Genomic DNA, 17558 nt, shown 5'->3' with positions numbered 1-17558 from the left:
GCCCTCCCGTCGGCGGGTATGCAGTGGCTCGACCTCGGCGTCGGCGCGCACCAGCGCGCGCTGCCGGTCCAGCACTGCCCGCAGGAGACCGAGGACGAGTCGATGCTCCTCACGCTCGGCTTCGCGGGTCGGCAGGCTGCGCGGAGTCATGGCGGTCAGGAGGGTGTGCGTGAGCTCGTCGACGGTGGCGACGCAGCCGACCTCGTTGAGGCGCTCCTGGACGACGTGCTCGAGAAGGATCAGCAGGTTGAGCGTGCGATGGTGGTCGGCCCAGCCATCCTGGAGTGCGCTGAGCAGCTGGGTGGCTCTGGCCGCCCCGACGGGGGTGATCAGGTGTGCCCCGAGCTGAGCCTGAGTCGCGAAGGCGTCCAGCTCGGTGCCCACCCCGAACAGCAGCCGTGCTGTCTCCCGTCGCGACTGCGAGCGGCCCTTGCCGGTGTGCGCCATCAGCAGCTCCGCGGCGTCCTGGGGGGAGGGCAGGGACGAGCCGGTGTTGGCCGGGGACGACTCGCGGACCGCGTCGGCGAACCGTGTGCGCCACTCCTTGGCGCGGCCCTTGACCTCCTTGCGGGTGACGTCGGCGGCCCCGGAGAACTGGTTGAGCCGCACGGCATCGAGCGCCACGAGGTCGCCGACAGTCTCCACGTGGAGGGGCTCGACAGCAGACAGGGCCCTGGCTGACAGCCCGGCCTTGCCCAGTGGGGTGTCCAGCCGGGCCGCGGCGGCGAGCTCGTCGGCGTTGTCCGGGACGGTGGTGACCGAGGGGGGGAACGCCGACTCCCACTCGCGCAGCATCTCGGTCGCGGTGTGGTGGCGCTGCTCGGCGTCACGGGCCAGGGCCTTGGTGAAGAACGCCACCATCGCCTTCGCGATGCTGGGGTCGAAGGCGGAGCGGGGGACGGTGGCCTCGGCGGTGATGGAGCCGGGGTGGGCGTCGCCCTCGCCGTAGGTGGGGGTGGTCCCGGTCGCCATCTCGAAGAGGACCACAGATGCGGCATACCTCTCGGCGGGGGAGTCGTAACGTGGGCGGGTCTCGGTGGCCAGGAAGGGGTCGAGGTAGGGCGGGGTGCCGGCCTCGGTGGCCGACGCGGCGGCCCGTGTCAGGGAGAAGTCGAACAGGACAAGGTGCTTGGCGCGGTCCCCCTTGCTGGTGCGCACACCGAGGTTGGCCGGCTTGATGTCGCGATGGTCGACGCCGGTCTTGTCGAGCGCGGCCAGCGCCTCCAGCAGGTCGGTGCCGTAGCGCTGGAGCAGGTCGAGCGACATACGGGTCCGCTCGCGCAGCACCTCAGCGAGCGTCTGGGTGCCGGCGACCTCCAGCAGGAGCGCTTGGCGCCCACTGAGGGCGATCGGGCCGTCGAGGAGGCGGACCAGCCGGGGGCTGTTGAGTCGTCGCAGCACCTCTGCCTCGTCGGTGAGGCGGCGCGCGGCGTTGTCGTCGAGGGCGACCTTGAGGACTCGCTCCGGCTCCCCTGAGGCCGACAGGTCCGTGACGAGGAGACCGACCGCGGTGGAGCCTTGGCCGAGGCGACGCTCGAGACGGTACCGACCGTCCAGGATCGCTCCGGGGCGCGCTTCGAGCGGGTCGAGGTCGGGCTCGGTGGAGGTGTGCGGTGTCCGCTCGGCGTCGGCCAGCTGCTCGAGGAACGTGGCGAGGTCGGCGGTGCGCTCGCTGGGGGAGGGCTTGGTGGCGCCCAGGACCAGGGCGCGCAGCGGCTCGGATGCCGCGGGCAGCTCGGGGCTGATGTCCAGGCCGCCCTGCTCGCGGAGCCGATCGCGCAGTGCGGCGCCCCCGGCGGCCGGCGCCTCACCGGTGAGCACGTAGAAGGCGAGGGCGCCGACACCGAAGACGTCGAGCCGGAAGCGGTCGGTCGAGCTGGTCTGCCAGACGTCCTCCGGTGCGCGGTATGCCGCGTAGGTGGCCTGCTCGGTGGATGCCAGCTCGATCTCGCCGGAGCGGTGCAGGGCGGTGACCCCGTCGGCGGGGAGGTCGGTGGGGGGTGCCGGTCCGGCGACGCCTGCGCTGTGCCAGTCACCGACGAGCACCTTGATCGAGTCGTCGCTGTGCGAGCGGACCCAGATGGCCTCGGGGGTGAGGTCGCGGTGGGCGACGGCGCTGCCGTGGGCGTAGTGGACCGCCTCGGCGATCTGCCGGATGAGGTTGAGCTGGGTGTCTAGGGACAGACCTTGAGGCTGCTCGGCCAGCCAGAGGTCGAGGCGTTGCAGTGACTTCTCGAGCGGGTAGACCAGGCCGGTGCCCAGGTCCGAGTCGACGATGTCGACGGGGCGTAGCAGTCCGTCGTGGACAAGCCTGCTCATGGTGCCGAACTCGTGCTGGGCGAGGCGGCGCAGCTCGCGGGTGGTGGCCTCGGTCGCGCCAGGTGGGGGCACCCGGAAGCGGATCCGGGCGTGCTGGGTCGGGTCCACCTGGTGGTTCGCCCGCCAGTCTTGCCACCCTGTCCCCTCGTTGAGCGGCGCCTCCTCGATAACCCACGACCCGGCCGTGCGCTCGCGGCGGGCTACCAAGCCGAGTCGCTTCATCAGCTCGGGGAACAGCCGCTCGTGGCTGGCGCTGGTGGTGCGGCGGTTGCGCGGGGGCTCCAGGAGGAGCTCGGAGATGCCGGGCAGCAGTGTTTTGCCTTGGGCGCCGTCGAGCCCGTAAAGGCCCTGCGCAGCCTGGTCGCTGAGCTCACACTGGAACCGGGGGTGATGAAGGAAGACGGACTCTTGGACGAAGGGGACGACCTGCCTGATGTCAGGGATCGTGGCGCCGGTCTCGCGCTCCCAGTCGCGTGCGGCATCCTGAAGGCGACTGGCGAGGTACTGCGCCTTGCGGCGGGCCAGCTTGAGGGGGGAGTCCTCAGCCCGCTTGCCCGGCCGAAGCCATCGGTGGTCATCGCCGGTCAGGACGCCGGAGTAGTACTTGAGCTCGACGAGGTGCAGCTGGGCTCGGCCGAGCACGAGGAGGTCGACCTCGTGCCAGCGACCGTGGTTGTCGCGAAACTCGAAGTTGGACCACGCCCGGTAGGGGGAGTGGTCGGGGAGGAGCTGACGGACGAGCTTGAGCCCCTTGGTCTCGTGCTCGAACTGGGACGCGGTGACCTCAAGCCAACGGTCGTTCGAGAGCGCCATGCATCCCACCTCCCCAATGATCGCGGGCGCCGCTAGTCAGTCGTGTGGCCACAGCCTAACCACGAGGCTGCTGTGATTCTCAGTATGTGCAACACCGCGCATGCTCGAGGTCGACGGGCGCCCAGTGAGCTCGAGGGGTGCATGCGGATGGTGGGGTGTACGGCAGGCCTCCGTGAGCTGGGAGCATGCGTCAACTGGCTCGGGATGGGGCATTGTCGTCGTCTCGCCGTAGGATCCGACGGGAAGTGGCCACAGGCCGACGTCACTGGCTGTGGTGCCGTGGCCCATCAGTTTTCTACTGAAGCGTGGTCAGGTCAGGATCTGCGAGCTGTCGACGGGCCCGAGCGGCCGCTGCCTCGACGCCATGAACCAGGGTGTCTGCGTCCGGTAGCGCGCCCCGAACCTCAGACGGCAGCTCGCGGTACGTGTACCGGCTGACGGCCATCGGCTGGTCGATGCCACGCAGGGCGAACTCGACGACGTGGTCGTTGCGCTCCGTGACCAGGAGAATCCCTATCGCGCTCCCATCCACGGTGGGGTCACTGATGAGCTCGTCCACGGCCGACAGGTACAAGCTGAGTTTCCCGGTGTGCTCGGCGAGAAACTTGCCGACCTTGAGCTCGAAGACGACATAGCGATGCAGCCGCACGTGGTAGAAGAGCAGGTCCAGGAAGAGCTCGTCACCCCCGGTGACCAGACGGAACTGTCTGCCCATGTAGGCGAAGCCGGTACCGAGCTCGACCAGCACCTCAGCCAGGTTGTCGACCAATGCCCGCTCGACGTCACGTTCGGACACGTGCCGGTCGAGACGGAGGAAGTCGAAGATCCACGGGTCGCGTGCCAGCTCCTGCGCAGCCGGCTGCTCCGCGGCCGGCAGGGTTCGCTCGAAGGTCGACGGGGCGCCGCCTTCGCGCAGGTGCAACCGACCCCGGATGCGGTCACGTAGCACGGCTTGGCTCCAGCCGGACTGAGCTGCTCGCGCTGCGTAGAAGGCACGCTCTTCAGGGGTGTCGAACTTGTCCAGCAGGATGGTCACCGAGCCCCACCCCAATCTCCCAATAGGCTGTTGGGAGATTGGGCCGGTCGGGAAGGCAGCAGCGAAACGGCGCATGTAGTCCAGGTTGCTGATGGAGAAGCCCCGCCGGCCCGGGTAGGCAGCGCGCAGGTCGGTGGAGAGGCATTGGATGACCTTGGTGCCCCACCTGTGGCGTTGCTGCCGATCCAGGATGATGTGCCCGATCCGCCAGTAGAGTTGGATCATCTCGATGTTGACTGTCCGGGCGGCTCGCACGTGAGCCTCAGCGATGGCCGCCTTGATGCCGACGAGGGCCTCGGGATAGCCGCTGGCGACCATGTCTCGCGTGGTGGGCGGGTCTGGCGTTTCGGGCACGGAGGTCCTTTCCTGGGGACCACATGGTGCCCCCCCAGCACCGACACGCCTTGGCTCGACGAAGGCCCAGGCGTCCGGTCGTTTCTACGTCGTGTGGATGGCTCCATCCAGGAGACCCCCGCCTTACCGCCTCCCAAGTGAGGCCACCCACTCCTCCGGTGCGCCTCGTGGCCTCACTCAGGGCATGACGTCAGGCATCCGCAACCGGATGCTGCAGGTGCTCACCTTCGGTCGTGGCGACGCGTCGAGATATGTCGTGATGAGGTCCATTGCGTCGAGCCGATGGCAGGCCAGGTAGATGTGCCAGCCGATGATGTTCCTCTTGCGCCTTGGCGCACCCCTGCCACATCATCCTGCGTCAGGCTCGGGAACGCCTCAATGATCTCCTTCGGGCGCTTCCCGGCGTCCAGATACGACTGCACCGTGCGCACGGGCACACGGGTGTCGGCTATCAGCGGCTTAGAGCCAAGCGCGCCCCGCCGTGACTCGATGCGTCCGTACGAGTCGGCCGCTCTCCCCACCGAACGGTGAACGCGAGCGCGCAGCTCCCCGATATCGATGCGATGATCGATCAGCGCATGTGCGGGCCTCCGCCCGGCCTCCCATTGACCGTTCTCGTCCATGAAGTAGACCTCGGAGCCCTCTGTGGCGAACCGAAGCTCCACCAGGGGAAGCTCATATCCCAGTTCCCGTAGCCGGTTGACGACCACCCTCATATGTTGCAGGGAGATGCCGCGCTCGCGGAGCTGAGCCGCGACCAGGATGGAGAGGAGCCCTTGGAAGGAGAAGAGCATCACGCGGCGGTGGGGGGTGAGGTGTCGATCCGCTGTTGTCTGGATGAGCCCGGTGTCGACCCAGTAGTCGATTCTTGCGGCCCGCACGCCAGCAATGGAGGCAGTCTGCTCCCGGGTCGCCGCATAGAGTTCCTCGTCGATCATGGGTGCCACCTCCCGCAGATGCGCTGACACGATCAGAGTACCGAAGGTCAGTCTCGAACCCGGGGAAGTCACTGAGCCACTGTTTACTGTGTACACAGTTGACACTGGCGGTACTGTTGACCGTATGGATACAGTCTCTGGCGAGGTGACGACACGCGAGCTGCGCGACCGGCTGTCTGAGGTTCTCGGCCGAGCGATGTACGGCGGCGAACGTATCGGCGTCACGCGCAACGGCAAACTCGCAGCCGTGGTCGTGAGCGTGGGGGACCTGCAAGCCCTGGAAGACTTCGAGATGCGCCAGGACGTTGAGGCCTACCGCAAGGCGAAGGCATCGGACGATGGCGAGCGGATCAGCGCAGCCGAGCTGCGCCATGACCTCGCGACGTGACGTACCGGGTTGAGTACACGTCGGCAGCCGCCCGGCAGGTGAAGAAGCTGCCTCGCCCGGCCCGTGATCGTGTGCTCGATGCCGTCGAGGATCTGGCTGACGATGCTCGGCCGCACGGCGCGAAGAAACTCGCCGGCGAACGCACAGCGTGGCGGATCAGGGTCGGTGACTACCGCGTGATCTACGACGTGCTGGACCAAGAGTTGACGGTGACCGTTGTGCGAGCCGCGCATCGCCGCGAGGTCTATGACCGATAGGCCGAGGCGCCCGGCTGGGTTCCCGGGGTTGTTCGTCCGCCTGCCCCGGCATTGGGGGCAATGCGGAGTGTCGGCGGCACGTCACCAGGGACCGGTCAGTCGTCCTCGACGAGCAGTGCGCACCGGGCGAACGCCCGCGCCACCACCGGGTCGACACTCTGGCGTCCCTTCCGGCCGGCGATCCGGGCGACCACGTCGGAGACGTCGCGGGTCGCCTCCGGCAGATACACCGGTTGCACGACCGCGCCGACGGCACTGCGCCATCCCAGGGCGGTGAGCCAGTCGGCCAGCTGCTTCCCGGGCACGGCCTCGGGGTCACCGTCGGCCGACACCCCGAGCAACCAGAGCACGCTCGCGTCGCGCTCGAACCCAGGTCGCGACGGCAGCACCCGTGCGGCGAGGTGCTCCCACAGCGCCTCATCGTCTCCACTTGCCCGCCGCCCGGCGCGCTGGGCGCTCTCTCGCAGCAGCAGCACCGGCAGGGTCTGGTCCTCCCGGTTGCCCTTGCCCATCCACTCCCGGGCCATGCCCAGCTCGTCGTAGACCTCCTGCACCACCGAAGGTCGCATCCACCCGGCGGCGGTCAGCGGGATGCCCTCCGTGCCGGCGATCTCCAGCAGCAGCTGCCACGGCCGCACCGCCCGCGCGAAGGTCAGCTCGATGGCTTGCGTGGCCTGCGCCACCGAGAACTCGGTCGGGTCCAGAGGTGGGCGAGCGACTCGGCATATATCGGATCCACGAGGGAGTGGTCGGGTGTCTCACGCTCCACGCGGCGACCAGCTCGTTGTGGCTGTGCCCGCCGCCCACATCCTCGACCGGCCAGGCGTTGCGGCCGCCGAGGGGCGCACAAGCTCAGTTCGAGCGCCTTGCCGAGAACCATCGGTCGGCGGCACGGCGACGGGCCGGTGGTCGTCGTGACCACCGGCCGGCGGGCGTCGTCGCAGGTCAGAGCGCCTCGATGAACTTGCAGCCGGGCTCGTACACGGCGCAGGCGATCGAGCGCAGTCGGCGGTAGTTCTCGATGGCGTTGGCGCCGGTCACCCGGTTGTGGATGACCTCGACGCTGGCCGTGCGGCTGGTGATGTCGGCGCCCAGATTGTCCGAGTGGTACTCCCAGCGCTCGTTCTGGTTCCAGAACCACGCCTTGGCGTCGACCCCGTACTGCGCCGGGGTGGTCACCCCGATCGGCTCGTTGCAGGAGTTCTTCAGCACCACCGTCACGGCGCCGGTGTACCCCATACCCCAGTAGCTGTTGTAGAGGTGCGTGGTGGCCGAGACGGTCCCGGTGTTGCGGGCGACGGTGCCGTTGTAGGTGTTCATGTGCAGCCCGCCGGTCAGCGGCCAGCTGCGCTTGCCGAAGCCGAGTGACGGTATCGATCCGGGCGTGCCGAGCTGGCGGTTGCACCAGTCCGAGCTGGACATGGTCGTCTGCGCGGTGGCGGGCTCGGGGTTGACGGCTTGGGCGGTGGGCCCCCCCACGCCGGTGACCAGGGCGGCGACGTCAGTGGCGGCGCTCGCCAGGGCGGCGATGCGGGTGCGGGTCGTGGTGCGGGCGATGGTGCTCATGGTGTCTCCTCGGTGGTAGGTCCCACCCCGTCGGTGGGCGACTACGACAAGGTTCCGGTCAGCGGTGTCCCGGCCGTAAGGGACAGCCGCCCGGCACCTGCGGGACATCAGCCCGCGGCGCCGCCGAGGGGGAGCACGACCTCGATCCGGGTGCCCGGGGCGGCGTCGGCGACCACGAACCGCCCCCCGATCTCGTCGGCCCGTTGGGCCATCGAGCCCATGCCGACACCGCCCTCGCGGTCAGCGGCCCCGCCGCGCCCGTCGTCCTGGACCAGCAGGCGCAGCTCGTTGCCCTCCCGCCCGACCCGCACCAGGCAGCGGCCCGCCCGGGCGTGCTTGACCACGTTGGTCAGAGCCTCGGTGACGATCCGGTATGCCGCCACCTCCACGGCCGCAGGCAGCTCGCCGAGGTCGTCGTCCACCCTGACCTCGGCGTCCAGCTCGCTGAGCAGCATGCCGGCCCGCTGCCGCAGGGCCACCGCCAGGCCCTGGTCCAGGGCCGCCGGGCGTAGCCCGTCGACCAGCCGGCGGACCTCGGCGGTGCACTCGGCGAGCACCTCCAGCGAGCCGTCCAGCAGCCGGGTGGCGCCGTCGTCGCCGACGCGGGAGCGGGCTGCGCTCAGCTGCATCCGGGTCCCGGCCAGGGCGGGGCCCAGACCGTCGTGCAGGTCATGGCGCAACCGCAGCCGCTCCTCCTCCCTGGCACGCACCAGGTGTTCCCGGGCGCGCAGCAGCTCCAGGGTCAGCCGGTGGGCCTGCGCCGCGATGGCCGCCTGGGCGGCGACCTCGCGCAGCAGCGACTCCTCACCGGGGGTGAAGGACTCGCCCACCCGGCGTGGTGCTACCTCCAGGGCACCGACCGGCTCCCCGTGGGCGACCATGGCGAAGGACGCGGCGACGGGTTGCACGCGGCCGTGCTCGGCGACGACGACCGGGGCACCGTCTCGGCCGTGCACCAGCATCCGCACCCAGGGGACCTGCAGGGAGTCGGCCAGGGTCCGGGCCAGCCTGGACAGCATGCGACCCGGGTCGCTGGCCAGCTGCATACGTTGACCGAGGCGGCGCACCACGGCCTGGGGCCTGCTGCGGTCGCCGAACAGGAGCCGGTCTACCCCCCGCTGCACCCAGCGCCGCACCGGGTCGAAGCCTGCGGCCACCAGGCCGGTCCCGATCGCCGAGGCGACGAGTGGCCGGTCGGCGAGCAAGGTCCGGCTCAGCAGGCCCACCGTTAGCGCGAACGTCGCCAGGATGGCGACGCTCATCAGCAACCACACCAGGGACCGGTTCACGGCCAGGTCGAGGTCGTCGACCCGGTAGCGGATGATCGCCAGGCCCATCCCGATCGGCAGCGCCAGCACCCCGGGCACCAGGGCCAGCGGCACCCCGGCGGCGTCCAGGACGATGCCCACCACGAGCAGGCCGCCGGCGGGCAGCAGGCAGTTGATCTGGCTGCGCCGCTCCGGCTCGGCACGCCGGGCCCGGGCGATCATGTCGAGGACCATCAGGACCGACCCGAAGAGCACGACGGCCGCCCCGGCGACCGCGACGACGATCCAGGGCCGGGCCTGGGCCGACGCGGACTGGGCCGTGGTGAGTAGGCCGCGGGGAGCGTAGGCGGCCGCCGCAGCCAGGACCAGGGTGGTCGCCGTACCCACGACGAGCAGCAGTATGCCGAGCGCCCGCCGCCGCCCGCCCGGCACGGTCGGGTCGGGGAAGACCAGGAGCGCCAGCGTGGTCACCACCACCGGAGGCCACCACGTCCACTGCGCCGCCCACGCCGCGACCGTGATACCGGACCAGGCCACTGCCGCCACGGCCAGCAACGCCAACAGCCCGGTGACCAGCACCAGGCGCCCGACCAGGTGGCCCGGCTGCGCCCGCACCACGAACAGGCCCATCGGCACGAACCCCGCGGCCAGCGCCAGGGTCAGTGATAGCGGCGCCTCGACGCGGTCGGCCGGTGCCACGAGCAGCCCCGCGACCATCAGCAGCAGCAGGCAGACCGTCAGGGCCAGCGGCGCCGCCACCCGGCGCAGCGACGTGGCCGGCCCCGGCGGAGCGGCCGCCGTGCTCATCCCAGGGCGTGCAGCAGGTTGTGGAACCATCCGGCCGAGTGGCCGTGCGCGGACTCGGTGACGGAGAGGCGCAGCGACGCGATCACCTCGGGCAGGTCGCCGCTGGGGCGGGGCACCGACTTCATCGCCGGGTAGCCGGCCCCGGCGCCGCCAGGGTGGCGCTCGAGGTGCGCCTGGGCCCGGTCGAGCACCGTGTCGATGCGGGCGCGCAGGACCGCCGGGTCGACCTGACCGCCACCGCCTGCGAATCCGCATACCTCCAAACGGCCGTCGACCAGGGGGAGCAGGCGCTCGCCGTGGTCGTCGAAGAAGTCCAGCACCTTTCCGGTCAGCGGCGCAGGCGCACCCGCCGACGGCTCGGAGGGCTGCTGCCGGTGCTCCTGCGCATGGCCGAGCACCTCGCTCGCAGTCCCGGCGTGCAGCCAGGTGTCGTCGGCCGCAATCACCAGCACCAGCTGGTCGTCGGCCATCGGTGTGGGGGTATCCATGGGGGTTGCCACCATCCCTTCGCTCTCGAGACTCGAACCCGGGGTCCTTCCTTGCCGAACGTACTCGCGCCCGCGCGGCCTGTCGCGTCCCCTCATCGCGACGTAGTCTCGGTGAGGTGAGCGAACGGGCCGACGCCGACGCCTCCGCCGTGGTTCTGGTGGTGGACGACCACCCGGTGGTGCGCCGCGGCCTGGTCGCCCTGCTGCAGGGGTTGGACTGGGTCGCGCGCACCGTGGAGGCCGACGGGTTCGGCACCGGTCTGACCGCGGCGGCCGAGCACGAGCCCACCCTTGCGGTGCTCGACCTCGGGCTGCCCGACGGCGACGGCATCGACCTGACCCGCCGCATCAAGGCGCTGCTGCCGCAGTGCCGGGTGCTGGTCCTGACGATGACCTCCGACGGCGACAGCGCCCGGGCCGCCCTGGCCGCCGGCGCCTCCGGCTACCTGGTGAAGGAGACCGACCCCGACGTGGTCCTGGGCGCGCTGCGCACCGTCGCCCAGGGTGGCCTCGTGCTGGGCCCGCACCTCGCGGCCGACAGCGTGCTCGCCGAGGGCCCGCCCGGGATTCCTGCGCCCTTCCACCGGCTCTCGCCCCGGGAGGTCCAGCTGGTCAAGCTCGTGGCCGCCGGGCACTCCAACGCCCAGATCGCCCGTCGTATGTCGTTGGCCGACAAGACCGTGCGCAACCAGGTCTCGGCGATCTTCGACAAGACCGGTGCCGCGGACCGAGTGGCGCTGGCCCTGCTCGCCCGCGACACCGGACTGGTCGACTGACCAGGATCCCTCGCCACGGCTGCCGGCGAACCTGTTCCACCACTGCTACCGGATGCACCTGGCTGCGACCCGTCCCACCCCTCACCCGCTCTCGGTTGGAGCTGCCTCGCCCCGCCCCGTACGACTGCGGCCCGAGATCGATCAGTCGTCCTCGATGAGCAGCGCGGCCCGGGCGAACGCCCGCGCCACCACCGGGTCGACACTCTGCCGTCCCTTCCGGCTGGCGACCCGGACAACCATGTCGGAGACGTCGCGGGTCGCCTCGGGCAGATGTACCGCCTGCACGACCGCGCCGTCGGCACTGCGCCATCCCAGGGCGGTGAGCCAGTTGGCCAGCTGCTTCCCAGGGACAGCCTCGGGGTCACCCTCGGCCGACACACCGAGCAGCCACAGCACGCTCGCGTCACGCTCGAACCCGGGGCGCGTCGGCAGCGCCCGTGCCGCGAGGTGTTTCCACAGCGCCTCGTCGTCTCCACTTGCCCGCCGCCCGGCGGGAGTGACCAGCAGCCGCCCCTTGTTCTTGCGCAGCAGGCCGGCGCGCTGGGCGCTCTCCCGCAGCTCGAGCACGGGCAGGGTCAGGTCCTCCCGGTTGCCCTTGCCGATCCACTCCCGGGCCATGCCCAGCTCGTCGTAGACCTCCTGCACCACCGCAGGTCGCATCCACCCGGCTGCGGTGAGCGGGATGCCCTGCGTGCCGGCGATCTCCAGCAGCAGCTGCCAGGGCCGCACCGCCCGCCCCAGGGTGTGCGAGTCGAGCCTCGGTCCTTCGTCCTCGTATGTCGTGTGCTCGTCCACCCAGTCCAGCAGCCGGGCCAGTTCGCGTCGGGTGGCGGGGTCGGCGCGTGACAGCACATCCGCCAGACCCGGGTGCATCGCCGGGGTCAACGACGCCAGGGCCAGGATCTCCTCGATACCCACCCCGGCCAGCTCGATCGCCTGCGTGGCCTGCGCCGGCGAGAAGTCGGTCGGGTCCCAGCTGTCGGGGAGCGACTCGGCATACATCGGATCCACGAGCGAGTGGTCAGGTGTCTCACGCCATGCGGCGACCAGCTCGTTGTGGCTGTGCACGCCGCCGACGTTCGCGGGCGGGCAGGCGTGCCGGCCGCCGACGCACACGGCCCTCGGGGCGTCAGGGGGCAGCGGCTCGACCGCCTCGACCTTGATGGTGTGCGTCCAGTCGTCGCCGAAGTCGTAGGTGTAGAACAGTCGGTCGCCGACGGCGCGCAGCACCTGACCCACCTGCACGTTCCGCTCGTGCACGCCCTCCTCGCCCTCCTCGAGGTCGGCGTCGGTGACCAGGTGCGGTCCGGTCCAGATCTGCTTCTTCGGCCCCAGCCAGAAGCGGTGCAGGTGGGCGTCGGCCCACCCCATGGCCGCCTGGAGCACCTCGTGCAGCTGCTCGACGCTCAGGTTGTCGCGCAGCTCCAGCCGCCGCCAGATCGCCGGCCGCGACCCGTCCAGGTCGACCCGGACCCGCAGCAAGCTCGGCTCGGCCGGCGGGTCGGGTAGGTCGACGACGTTGCGCGGTGCCTGGAAGGGGCCACCGGAGAGACGCTCGGCCTGCCAGGCGGCGAGGAATGCATGGACCTCCTCGTGGTTCATCTGCCGGAGGACGTCGCTGGTGGTCTGCTGCTCGGGGGTCGGGTCCCCCGGTGGGTTGGGCACGGTGCTCGCCTCCTCGGGCTCGATGCGCCCCGAGTCTACGGTCGAGCGTGCCTCTCTCGGGGGGCGTCCTCGACGGAGTCGCCGCACCCAACGGCTGCCGAGATCAGCGGTTCCCAGGCGCATCGCGGGTCTCGTGGAGCACCCGTTGGTCACATGCGTCGATGAAGAAGGCAGATCGCGCGCGCGGCCCTCTGCTACCGTAGGAAGCGCCCCGTCGATAAGACGTCGGAAGTGAGCCCGAGACCCGGCCGGACGACCGTGGAACTCGGGCTTCGCGTTGTCCTGGGGGCCTCCGCCTACAGGTGGACTTCGGTGACCAGGTGACTCACCGCGGCCTGCTCCCTCCTGCCAGGAGGAAACCGCGACTCGTCGGCAGCTCGAAGAAGAAGTGCGCGATCTCTAGTTGAAACGGTGTCAGCCCGCCTCCCTCCGGTGGATCAGGCACCACGACATCCGACTGCTGCCGAGATCAGCGGTTCCCAGGCGCAGCGCAGGTCTCTGGGGAGGCCGAGGTCATCCCACAGGTCGACGAGCAGGGCACCGTCGACGTAGGTCTGGATGTCCTGGTCGGAGCCCTCCTGCAGGACGATCTCGTAGAGGCTGGCCCGGTCTGCGCGGGAGGCCAAGCGGAACTCGCGCCCCGGTTGCGACCAGTTCAGGGCCACCGGCAGCACGACCACCGCGAACGCGTCCTCCACGGGGAGTCGGGGGAGACGGTCCGGCACCCGGTACTGGCGACCTGCCTGGCCCGGGACGTCGTGGAACGACACTTGCGGCACAGCTTCGATCTCGAAGCCGCACGCATCGAGGAGGCGCGTCAGGGTGGTCAGAGACGGGGACTTGCGTCCGTTCTCGTATGCCGAGATCGCGGTGCGCGACGTACCTGCGCGCCCGGCAAGCTCGGCCTGGTTCAGGCCGGCCGCGCGCCTGGCGTGCTCCAGCAGCGATCTCTCCGGCATCGTATTTCACCGCCTCTCGATCAACACTGTATCCGATCGGATACCCGCTGCGACCCAACGCCACACCGAGATAGCACGTGCGGTGCTACAGTCTGGTATGAACCGAATCGGCGTCCGTGAACTGCGGCAGCACGCCTCGCGCTATCTCGCACTCGTGAAGAATGGCGAGACGGTGGAGGTGACCGAGCGCGGTGAGCTCGTGGCCCTGTTGGTCTCGCCGCACCCCTCGCGGACGGCTCGTGACCGGCTGGTGGCCACTGGTCGGCTCATCCCTGCAGCGACGCGCACGGGGGGCTTCTCCGCACCGCCGACGGCGCTCCATGCCCCCACCAACCAGGAACTGCTCGATGCCGAGCGCGCCGAGCGCCTGTGATCTACCTCGACTCCTCGGCTGCGATGAAGCTGGTGTGGTCCGAGGAGGAGACCACAGCGCTGATCGAATGGTTGGAGCGCGCGCCCGACGAACCGGTCATCACCAGCGAGCTCGGCCGAGTGGAGGTCCTCCGCGCGGCGCGGCGACTGGGTGACGAGGCGGTGACCGCGCAAGCCCGAGCTGTGATCGCCGAGTTCGATCTGATCGCGTTGGATCGCACGGTGAAGGACCTCGCCTGTGACATTGCCGACCCACCCCTGCGCACTCTGGATGCGCTCCACCTGGCCTCGGCGCTCGTGGTCCGAGAGCACCTGAGCGCCTTCGTGGCCTATGACCACCGGCTCGCCACAGCTGCCCGCGATGCAGGTCTGGAGGTTGCGGCGCCCGGCCAGGCCCCATGAACCGGAGGCGGTGACCGCCTGTTGAACGACATCCCGGCTGACCACGGGGAGGTGGGCTGGTGTCATGGAGCCCAATCGGCGCTGTGCCGGAATGCGTACGCCTCGCGGATGGGGCACTCAACGGACCGAAGCTCTCCAAGGCCCTGAGCGGTGCCCGGCGGTTCAGCTCGCTGGACTTCGCCAGGATCGCGGACGTCGGGCAGGTCAGCGTCGACTGGTTGCTGACCGGCCATGAGCCACCACTGGCCATGTCGGCCCGTGCCACTGCAGGGACCGCCGCGCGGAAGGCGGCCGAGGTCGCCGAGTCGATGGTCGAGCTTCGTTCTGTGGCGCGCGACCTCGGCCATCCCCAGGCGGTGGAGCCTGTGCCAAGTGCAGGTCTGCACGGACTGGCATGCGAGCAGGGCGCTCAACTGGCGCAGCAAGCCTTGGGCGTGCTCACGAGACGGGGGGTCACGTCGACGGGAGTCGATCTCCCTCCCACCATCGAGGCTGCATTCGGCATCGACGTGGCGGTCTGTGATCTCGGACCAGACTTCGACGGGCTCGCAGCCTCGACTCCCGAAGCGTCCCTCATCCTGGTGTCGCCGTCGGTGCATCCCGCCCGACAACGCTTCACGATGGCACACGAGTTGGGCCATCTGCTGGTCGGGGACAACCAGGGTGTGCATCCGGACGCCGATATCGAGCGCGCGTCGAAGAGCAAGGACCCGACGGAGATCCGAGCGAATGCCTTCGGGGCTTCGTTCCTGATGCCCGACGATGTCTTGAGGGCGCGAGTCGACCGCGGCTTCGATGAGAGGTCGTTCTGTGCCCTGGCCTGCGACCTGCTGGTGTCACCCCGGGCGGCGTTGCTGGCCGAGGCCGGCACCCGCTCGGCGCAGCTGCGGCCGCCCGGCTTGCTGTCCCGCGACCTGTACACCGCATACCTGCAGGGTCGGACCACCCTGCGCCCCTACGCCAGCCTGATCGGCACGGACACCCGAGCCCTCCGTGCCGAGATGGACCCTCCCGGCGAAGCTTCCTGACCGGTGGCAGAGGCGCACGCGGTCTTCCCGGACAACACCGTCCTGTGCAACTTTGCCGCAGTCGGTCACCTCGACCTCCTGAGGGAGTGGCTGCGCGGGCGGGGCGCTGGACGGAGGCAGTGGCTGCCGAGGCAGCCCAGAGCGCACGACACCTCCCAGCATTGGGAGCTGTACCTGCGCAGGGGTGGTTGGGCGCGCCGATCGTCATCGACGACTTCGAGGCTGTGCAGCACGTCGACCGTCTCGGGCGGGTGGTCTTCGGTGGCAGCGCTGGCCGCCCCCTGCAGCATCTGGGCGAGGCGCAAACGCTGTGGTTGATCCAGACGAACGCGCAGTTTCGAGGGTCTTGGTTGCCGACGGCGATCTCACGTCGCGTCAGGCCGTCGACCTGCTGGTCTCGATGCGAGATATCGGTCGCTACGGCGTGCGCCTGCCCGGCCGGGCGGCTGACCTGGGTTGTTGACAGTTGCCACGGGATGACGGGGGAGAGAGGAGTCGGCATACGCGACACCGAACACGTGCAGGCGCGGTCCTGCTTGGCCTCGATCACGCTCGATGAGCTTTCGCCCAGCGAGGCCTGCCGCACATCTTCACTGTTGCGCTCGATGGTGCCCTGCCCGGAGGTGCTGGTCGACGGCGCGCTCCGCCTGTTCGTCCGTCAGGACCTGCCGCCCCGGCGCGTCCTGTCGGTATCAAGAGCGGTATCATTAGGGGGTGGCGATGACCCTGAGACTGGACGAGCAGGAGACCGAGGCGCTGCGGCGGCGTGCGGAGCGGGAGAACAGGTCCATGCAGGACGTCGCCCGGCAGGCGGTTCGCGACTATGTGCAACGCACCAGCCAGGCCGAGCTGCTGGACCAGGTCCTGGACGAGGAGCTGCCTCGCTACGCAGAGGCGCTGCACCGGCTCGGGCAGTGATCTATCTCGATCTGGATGCCCTGCTCCACGTCGCAGACCGCGTGCTCCCGACGGTCTCGATCAAGGACACGGGCTTGCTTGAGACCGCGCTTGCCCGCCCGCAGGCCAGCGCGTTCGGGGCGGACGCCTACCCTGACCTGCATACCAAGGCTGCGGCGCTGGTCCAGTCCCTGGCCAAGAATCACGCCCTCGTCGACGGCAACAAGCGGCTTGCCCTGGCTGGTCTCATCGCGTTCTACGGTGTCAACGGTCTTCGGCTCACCATGACCAACGACGAGGCCTACGACTTCATCATCTCCCTGGTGGTCGGTGAGCTGGACGAGGTCCTGGATATCGCTGCCATCCTCGGGGGCGCCACGGAGCCGCGCTCATGAGTCAGCACGCAGGTATGCCGGTCGCAGCAGCTCGACGAGCGGGCGGCGGCGGACCGTCAGGTCCAGTTCGGGTAGCTGGTCCAGCAGCGCGTCGGGCGGGGCCTGCGCCGCGGCCCGCCGAGGGACCCCGGCCGGCATGACCCAGAAGGCGTCCAGGCACTCACTCAGCGGCACGGCCGCGTCCTCGACCTCGTCCGCCGCGACCCGGCCACCGCCGCCCCGCAGGGCGGAGACCGCGGCCAACAGGTCCTCCCGGTCCCGGCCGCGCCAGGCCATCACCGCGAACGGGTCGTCGTCGAAGGACTCGGCCAGCAGGTAGAACACGGCGGCCAGGTGCTTGCATGGCACCGACCAGTCCGGGCAGGAGCAGTCCATCGACAGGTCGCCCGCCCGGGCCGGGAAGAGGGACAGGCCCACGCGTGTGAAGACCTCCTCGATGTCCGGCGGCATCTCCCCGGCGAGCAGGCGCGCGGCATACCAGGCGTCGTCGGCCAGCGCCTGGCACACCGCCGCCCACTGCTGCTTGTCGAACGCGGTGAGCCCGATCCGCACCTTGTAGGGCCGGGCGCGGCTGCCCTGCACCCGGGCGGTGACCGCTCCGGCGTCCAGCGACAGGTCCATCACCTGGCCCTTGCGAGCGTAGGTCCGGCCGCGCTGCAGCCGACCGCCCACCCCGAGCGACTCCAGCACGGTGATGAACCGCTCGGACCACCACGTCTGGGCGATCGCGCCGCGGCGGCTGCGCGCCTGCATGCCGCCCTCGACGGGGCACGGCTCGGCCGGGGTGGGCCACCAGTCATTCACCGACGGCTCCTTCGGACAGGGTGAGC

General features: G+C 70.2%; 18 protein-coding genes. 8 read left to right on the top strand and 10 right to left on the bottom strand.

Going from position 1 to position 17558, the window contains the following annotated elements; translation table 11 throughout:
• From pglW to ACR2FV_RS03320, 3 genes are all read right to left on the bottom strand, one after another.
• Positions 1 to 3132: BREX system serine/threonine kinase PglW (gene pglW, locus ACR2FV_RS03330; RefSeq protein WP_434014280.1), on the bottom strand; the 3132-nt coding region annotated here is incomplete at its 3' end.
• Between the two features lie 295 nt (positions 3133 to 3427).
• A complete protein-coding gene (locus ACR2FV_RS03325) occupies positions 3428 to 4522 on the bottom strand; it encodes a PDDEXK nuclease domain-containing protein (protein WP_434014279.1) in 1095 nt (364 codons plus the stop codon).
• A 221-nt stretch (positions 4523 to 4743) separates the two neighbouring features.
• Positions 4744 to 5460 (bottom strand): DUF433 domain-containing protein, encoded by a 717-nt coding sequence (locus tag ACR2FV_RS03320; RefSeq protein WP_434014278.1) that lies wholly within the window; start codon positions 5458 to 5460, stop codon positions 4744 to 4746.
• A 145-nt stretch (positions 5461 to 5605) separates the two neighbouring features.
• Between ACR2FV_RS03320 and ACR2FV_RS03315 the strand changes: the two genes are divergently transcribed.
• A complete protein-coding gene (locus ACR2FV_RS03315; RefSeq protein WP_434014277.1) occupies positions 5606 to 5848 on the top strand; it encodes a type II toxin-antitoxin system Phd/YefM family antitoxin in 243 nt (80 codons plus the stop codon).
• The gene (locus ACR2FV_RS03310; RefSeq protein WP_434014276.1) at positions 5845 to 6105 is read left to right on the top strand and encodes a type II toxin-antitoxin system RelE family toxin; all 261 of its coding nucleotides are present in this window, start codon (positions 5845 to 5847) and stop codon (positions 6103 to 6105) included. The genes ACR2FV_RS03315 and ACR2FV_RS03310 overlap by 4 nt, the downstream gene beginning before the upstream one ends.
• 95 nt (positions 6106 to 6200) lie before the next feature.
• Here ACR2FV_RS03310 and ACR2FV_RS03305 read toward each other — a convergent pair whose 3' ends face one another.
• The 4 genes from ACR2FV_RS03305 to ACR2FV_RS03290 form a co-directional block, all read right to left on the bottom strand.
• Entirely contained in the window at positions 6201 to 6788 is a 588-nt protein-coding gene (locus ACR2FV_RS03305) for a hypothetical protein (RefSeq protein WP_434014275.1), read from the bottom strand.
• A 262-nt stretch (positions 6789 to 7050) separates the two neighbouring features.
• Positions 7051 to 7671: a hypothetical protein gene (locus tag ACR2FV_RS03300; protein ID WP_434014274.1), complete on the bottom strand. Its 621-nt coding sequence runs from the start codon at positions 7669 to 7671 to the stop codon at positions 7051 to 7053.
• A 107-nt stretch (positions 7672 to 7778) separates the two neighbouring features.
• Positions 7779 to 9746, bottom strand: coding sequence for a sensor histidine kinase (locus ACR2FV_RS03295; RefSeq protein WP_434014273.1), 1968 nt, complete (start codon positions 9744 to 9746; stop codon positions 7779 to 7781).
• On the bottom strand, positions 9743 to 10234 hold the full coding sequence (locus ACR2FV_RS03290; protein ID WP_434014272.1) for a hypothetical protein: 492 nt from the start codon (positions 10232 to 10234) through the stop codon (positions 9743 to 9745). Before ACR2FV_RS03290 ends, ACR2FV_RS03295 begins: the two co-directional genes overlap by 4 nt.
• A 116-nt stretch (positions 10235 to 10350) precedes the next feature.
• Between ACR2FV_RS03290 and ACR2FV_RS03285 the strand changes: the two genes are divergently transcribed.
• Positions 10351 to 11010 carry a response regulator gene (locus ACR2FV_RS03285; protein ID WP_434014271.1) on the top strand — a complete coding sequence of 220 codons (660 nt, stop codon included), beginning with the start codon at positions 10351 to 10353 and terminating at the stop codon, positions 11008 to 11010.
• A gap of 141 nt (positions 11011 to 11151) precedes the next feature.
• Here the strand turns inward: ACR2FV_RS03285 and ACR2FV_RS03280 are convergent, their stop codons facing one another.
• The gene (locus ACR2FV_RS03280) at positions 11152 to 12675 is read right to left on the bottom strand and encodes a plasmid pRiA4b ORF-3 family protein (protein ID WP_434014270.1); all 1524 of its coding nucleotides are present in this window, start codon (positions 12673 to 12675) and stop codon (positions 11152 to 11154) included.
• Positions 12676 to 13112: 437 nt separating this feature from the next.
• Positions 13113 to 13634, bottom strand: coding sequence for a helix-turn-helix transcriptional regulator (locus ACR2FV_RS03275; protein WP_434014269.1), 522 nt, complete (start codon positions 13632 to 13634; stop codon positions 13113 to 13115).
• Positions 13635 to 13731: 97 nt separating this feature from the next.
• Here ACR2FV_RS03275 and ACR2FV_RS03270 point away from each other — a divergent pair, with 97 nt between their 5' ends.
• The 5 genes from ACR2FV_RS03270 to ACR2FV_RS03250 all read left to right on the top strand — a co-directional run bounded on the left by ACR2FV_RS03270 (position 13732) and on the right by ACR2FV_RS03250 (position 16728).
• Complete coding sequence (locus ACR2FV_RS03270; RefSeq protein ID WP_434014268.1) at positions 13732 to 14007, top strand: type II toxin-antitoxin system Phd/YefM family antitoxin; 276 nt, start codon at positions 13732 to 13734, stop codon at positions 14005 to 14007.
• Positions 14004 to 14408, top strand: a complete 405-nt coding sequence (locus tag ACR2FV_RS03265; protein ID WP_434014267.1) for a type II toxin-antitoxin system VapC family toxin — start codon at positions 14004 to 14006, stop codon at positions 14406 to 14408. Before ACR2FV_RS03270 ends, ACR2FV_RS03265 begins: the two co-directional genes overlap by 4 nt.
• A gap of 59 nt (positions 14409 to 14467) precedes the next feature.
• The gene (locus tag ACR2FV_RS03260) at positions 14468 to 15436 is read left to right on the top strand and encodes an ImmA/IrrE family metallo-endopeptidase (RefSeq protein WP_434014266.1); all 969 of its coding nucleotides are present in this window, start codon (positions 14468 to 14470) and stop codon (positions 15434 to 15436) included.
• Positions 15437 to 16156: 720 nt separating this feature from the next.
• Positions 16157 to 16354 (top strand): ribbon-helix-helix protein, CopG family, encoded by a 198-nt coding sequence (locus ACR2FV_RS03255; protein WP_434014281.1) that lies wholly within the window; start codon positions 16157 to 16159, stop codon positions 16352 to 16354.
• The gene (locus ACR2FV_RS03250; RefSeq protein ID WP_434014265.1) at positions 16351 to 16728 is read left to right on the top strand and encodes a type II toxin-antitoxin system death-on-curing family toxin; all 378 of its coding nucleotides are present in this window, start codon (positions 16351 to 16353) and stop codon (positions 16726 to 16728) included. Before ACR2FV_RS03255 ends, ACR2FV_RS03250 begins: the two co-directional genes overlap by 4 nt.
• On the opposite strand, the gene ACR2FV_RS03245 is transcribed toward ACR2FV_RS03250, so the two are convergent.
• A complete protein-coding gene (locus ACR2FV_RS03245; RefSeq protein ID WP_434014264.1) occupies positions 16723 to 17532 on the bottom strand; it encodes an SWIM zinc finger family protein in 810 nt (269 codons plus the stop codon). The genes ACR2FV_RS03250 and ACR2FV_RS03245 overlap by 6 nt on opposite strands.
• Positions 17533 to 17558 lie beyond the last annotated feature (26 nt).

Source organism: Ornithinimicrobium sp. (genome assembly GCF_051004135.1).
Taxonomy (GTDB): domain Bacteria; phylum Actinomycetota; class Actinomycetes; order Actinomycetales; family Dermatophilaceae; genus Ornithinicoccus.
The sequence above is the reverse complement of the archived record's forward strand: the minus strand, read 5'-3'. Positions and strand labels throughout refer to the sequence as shown.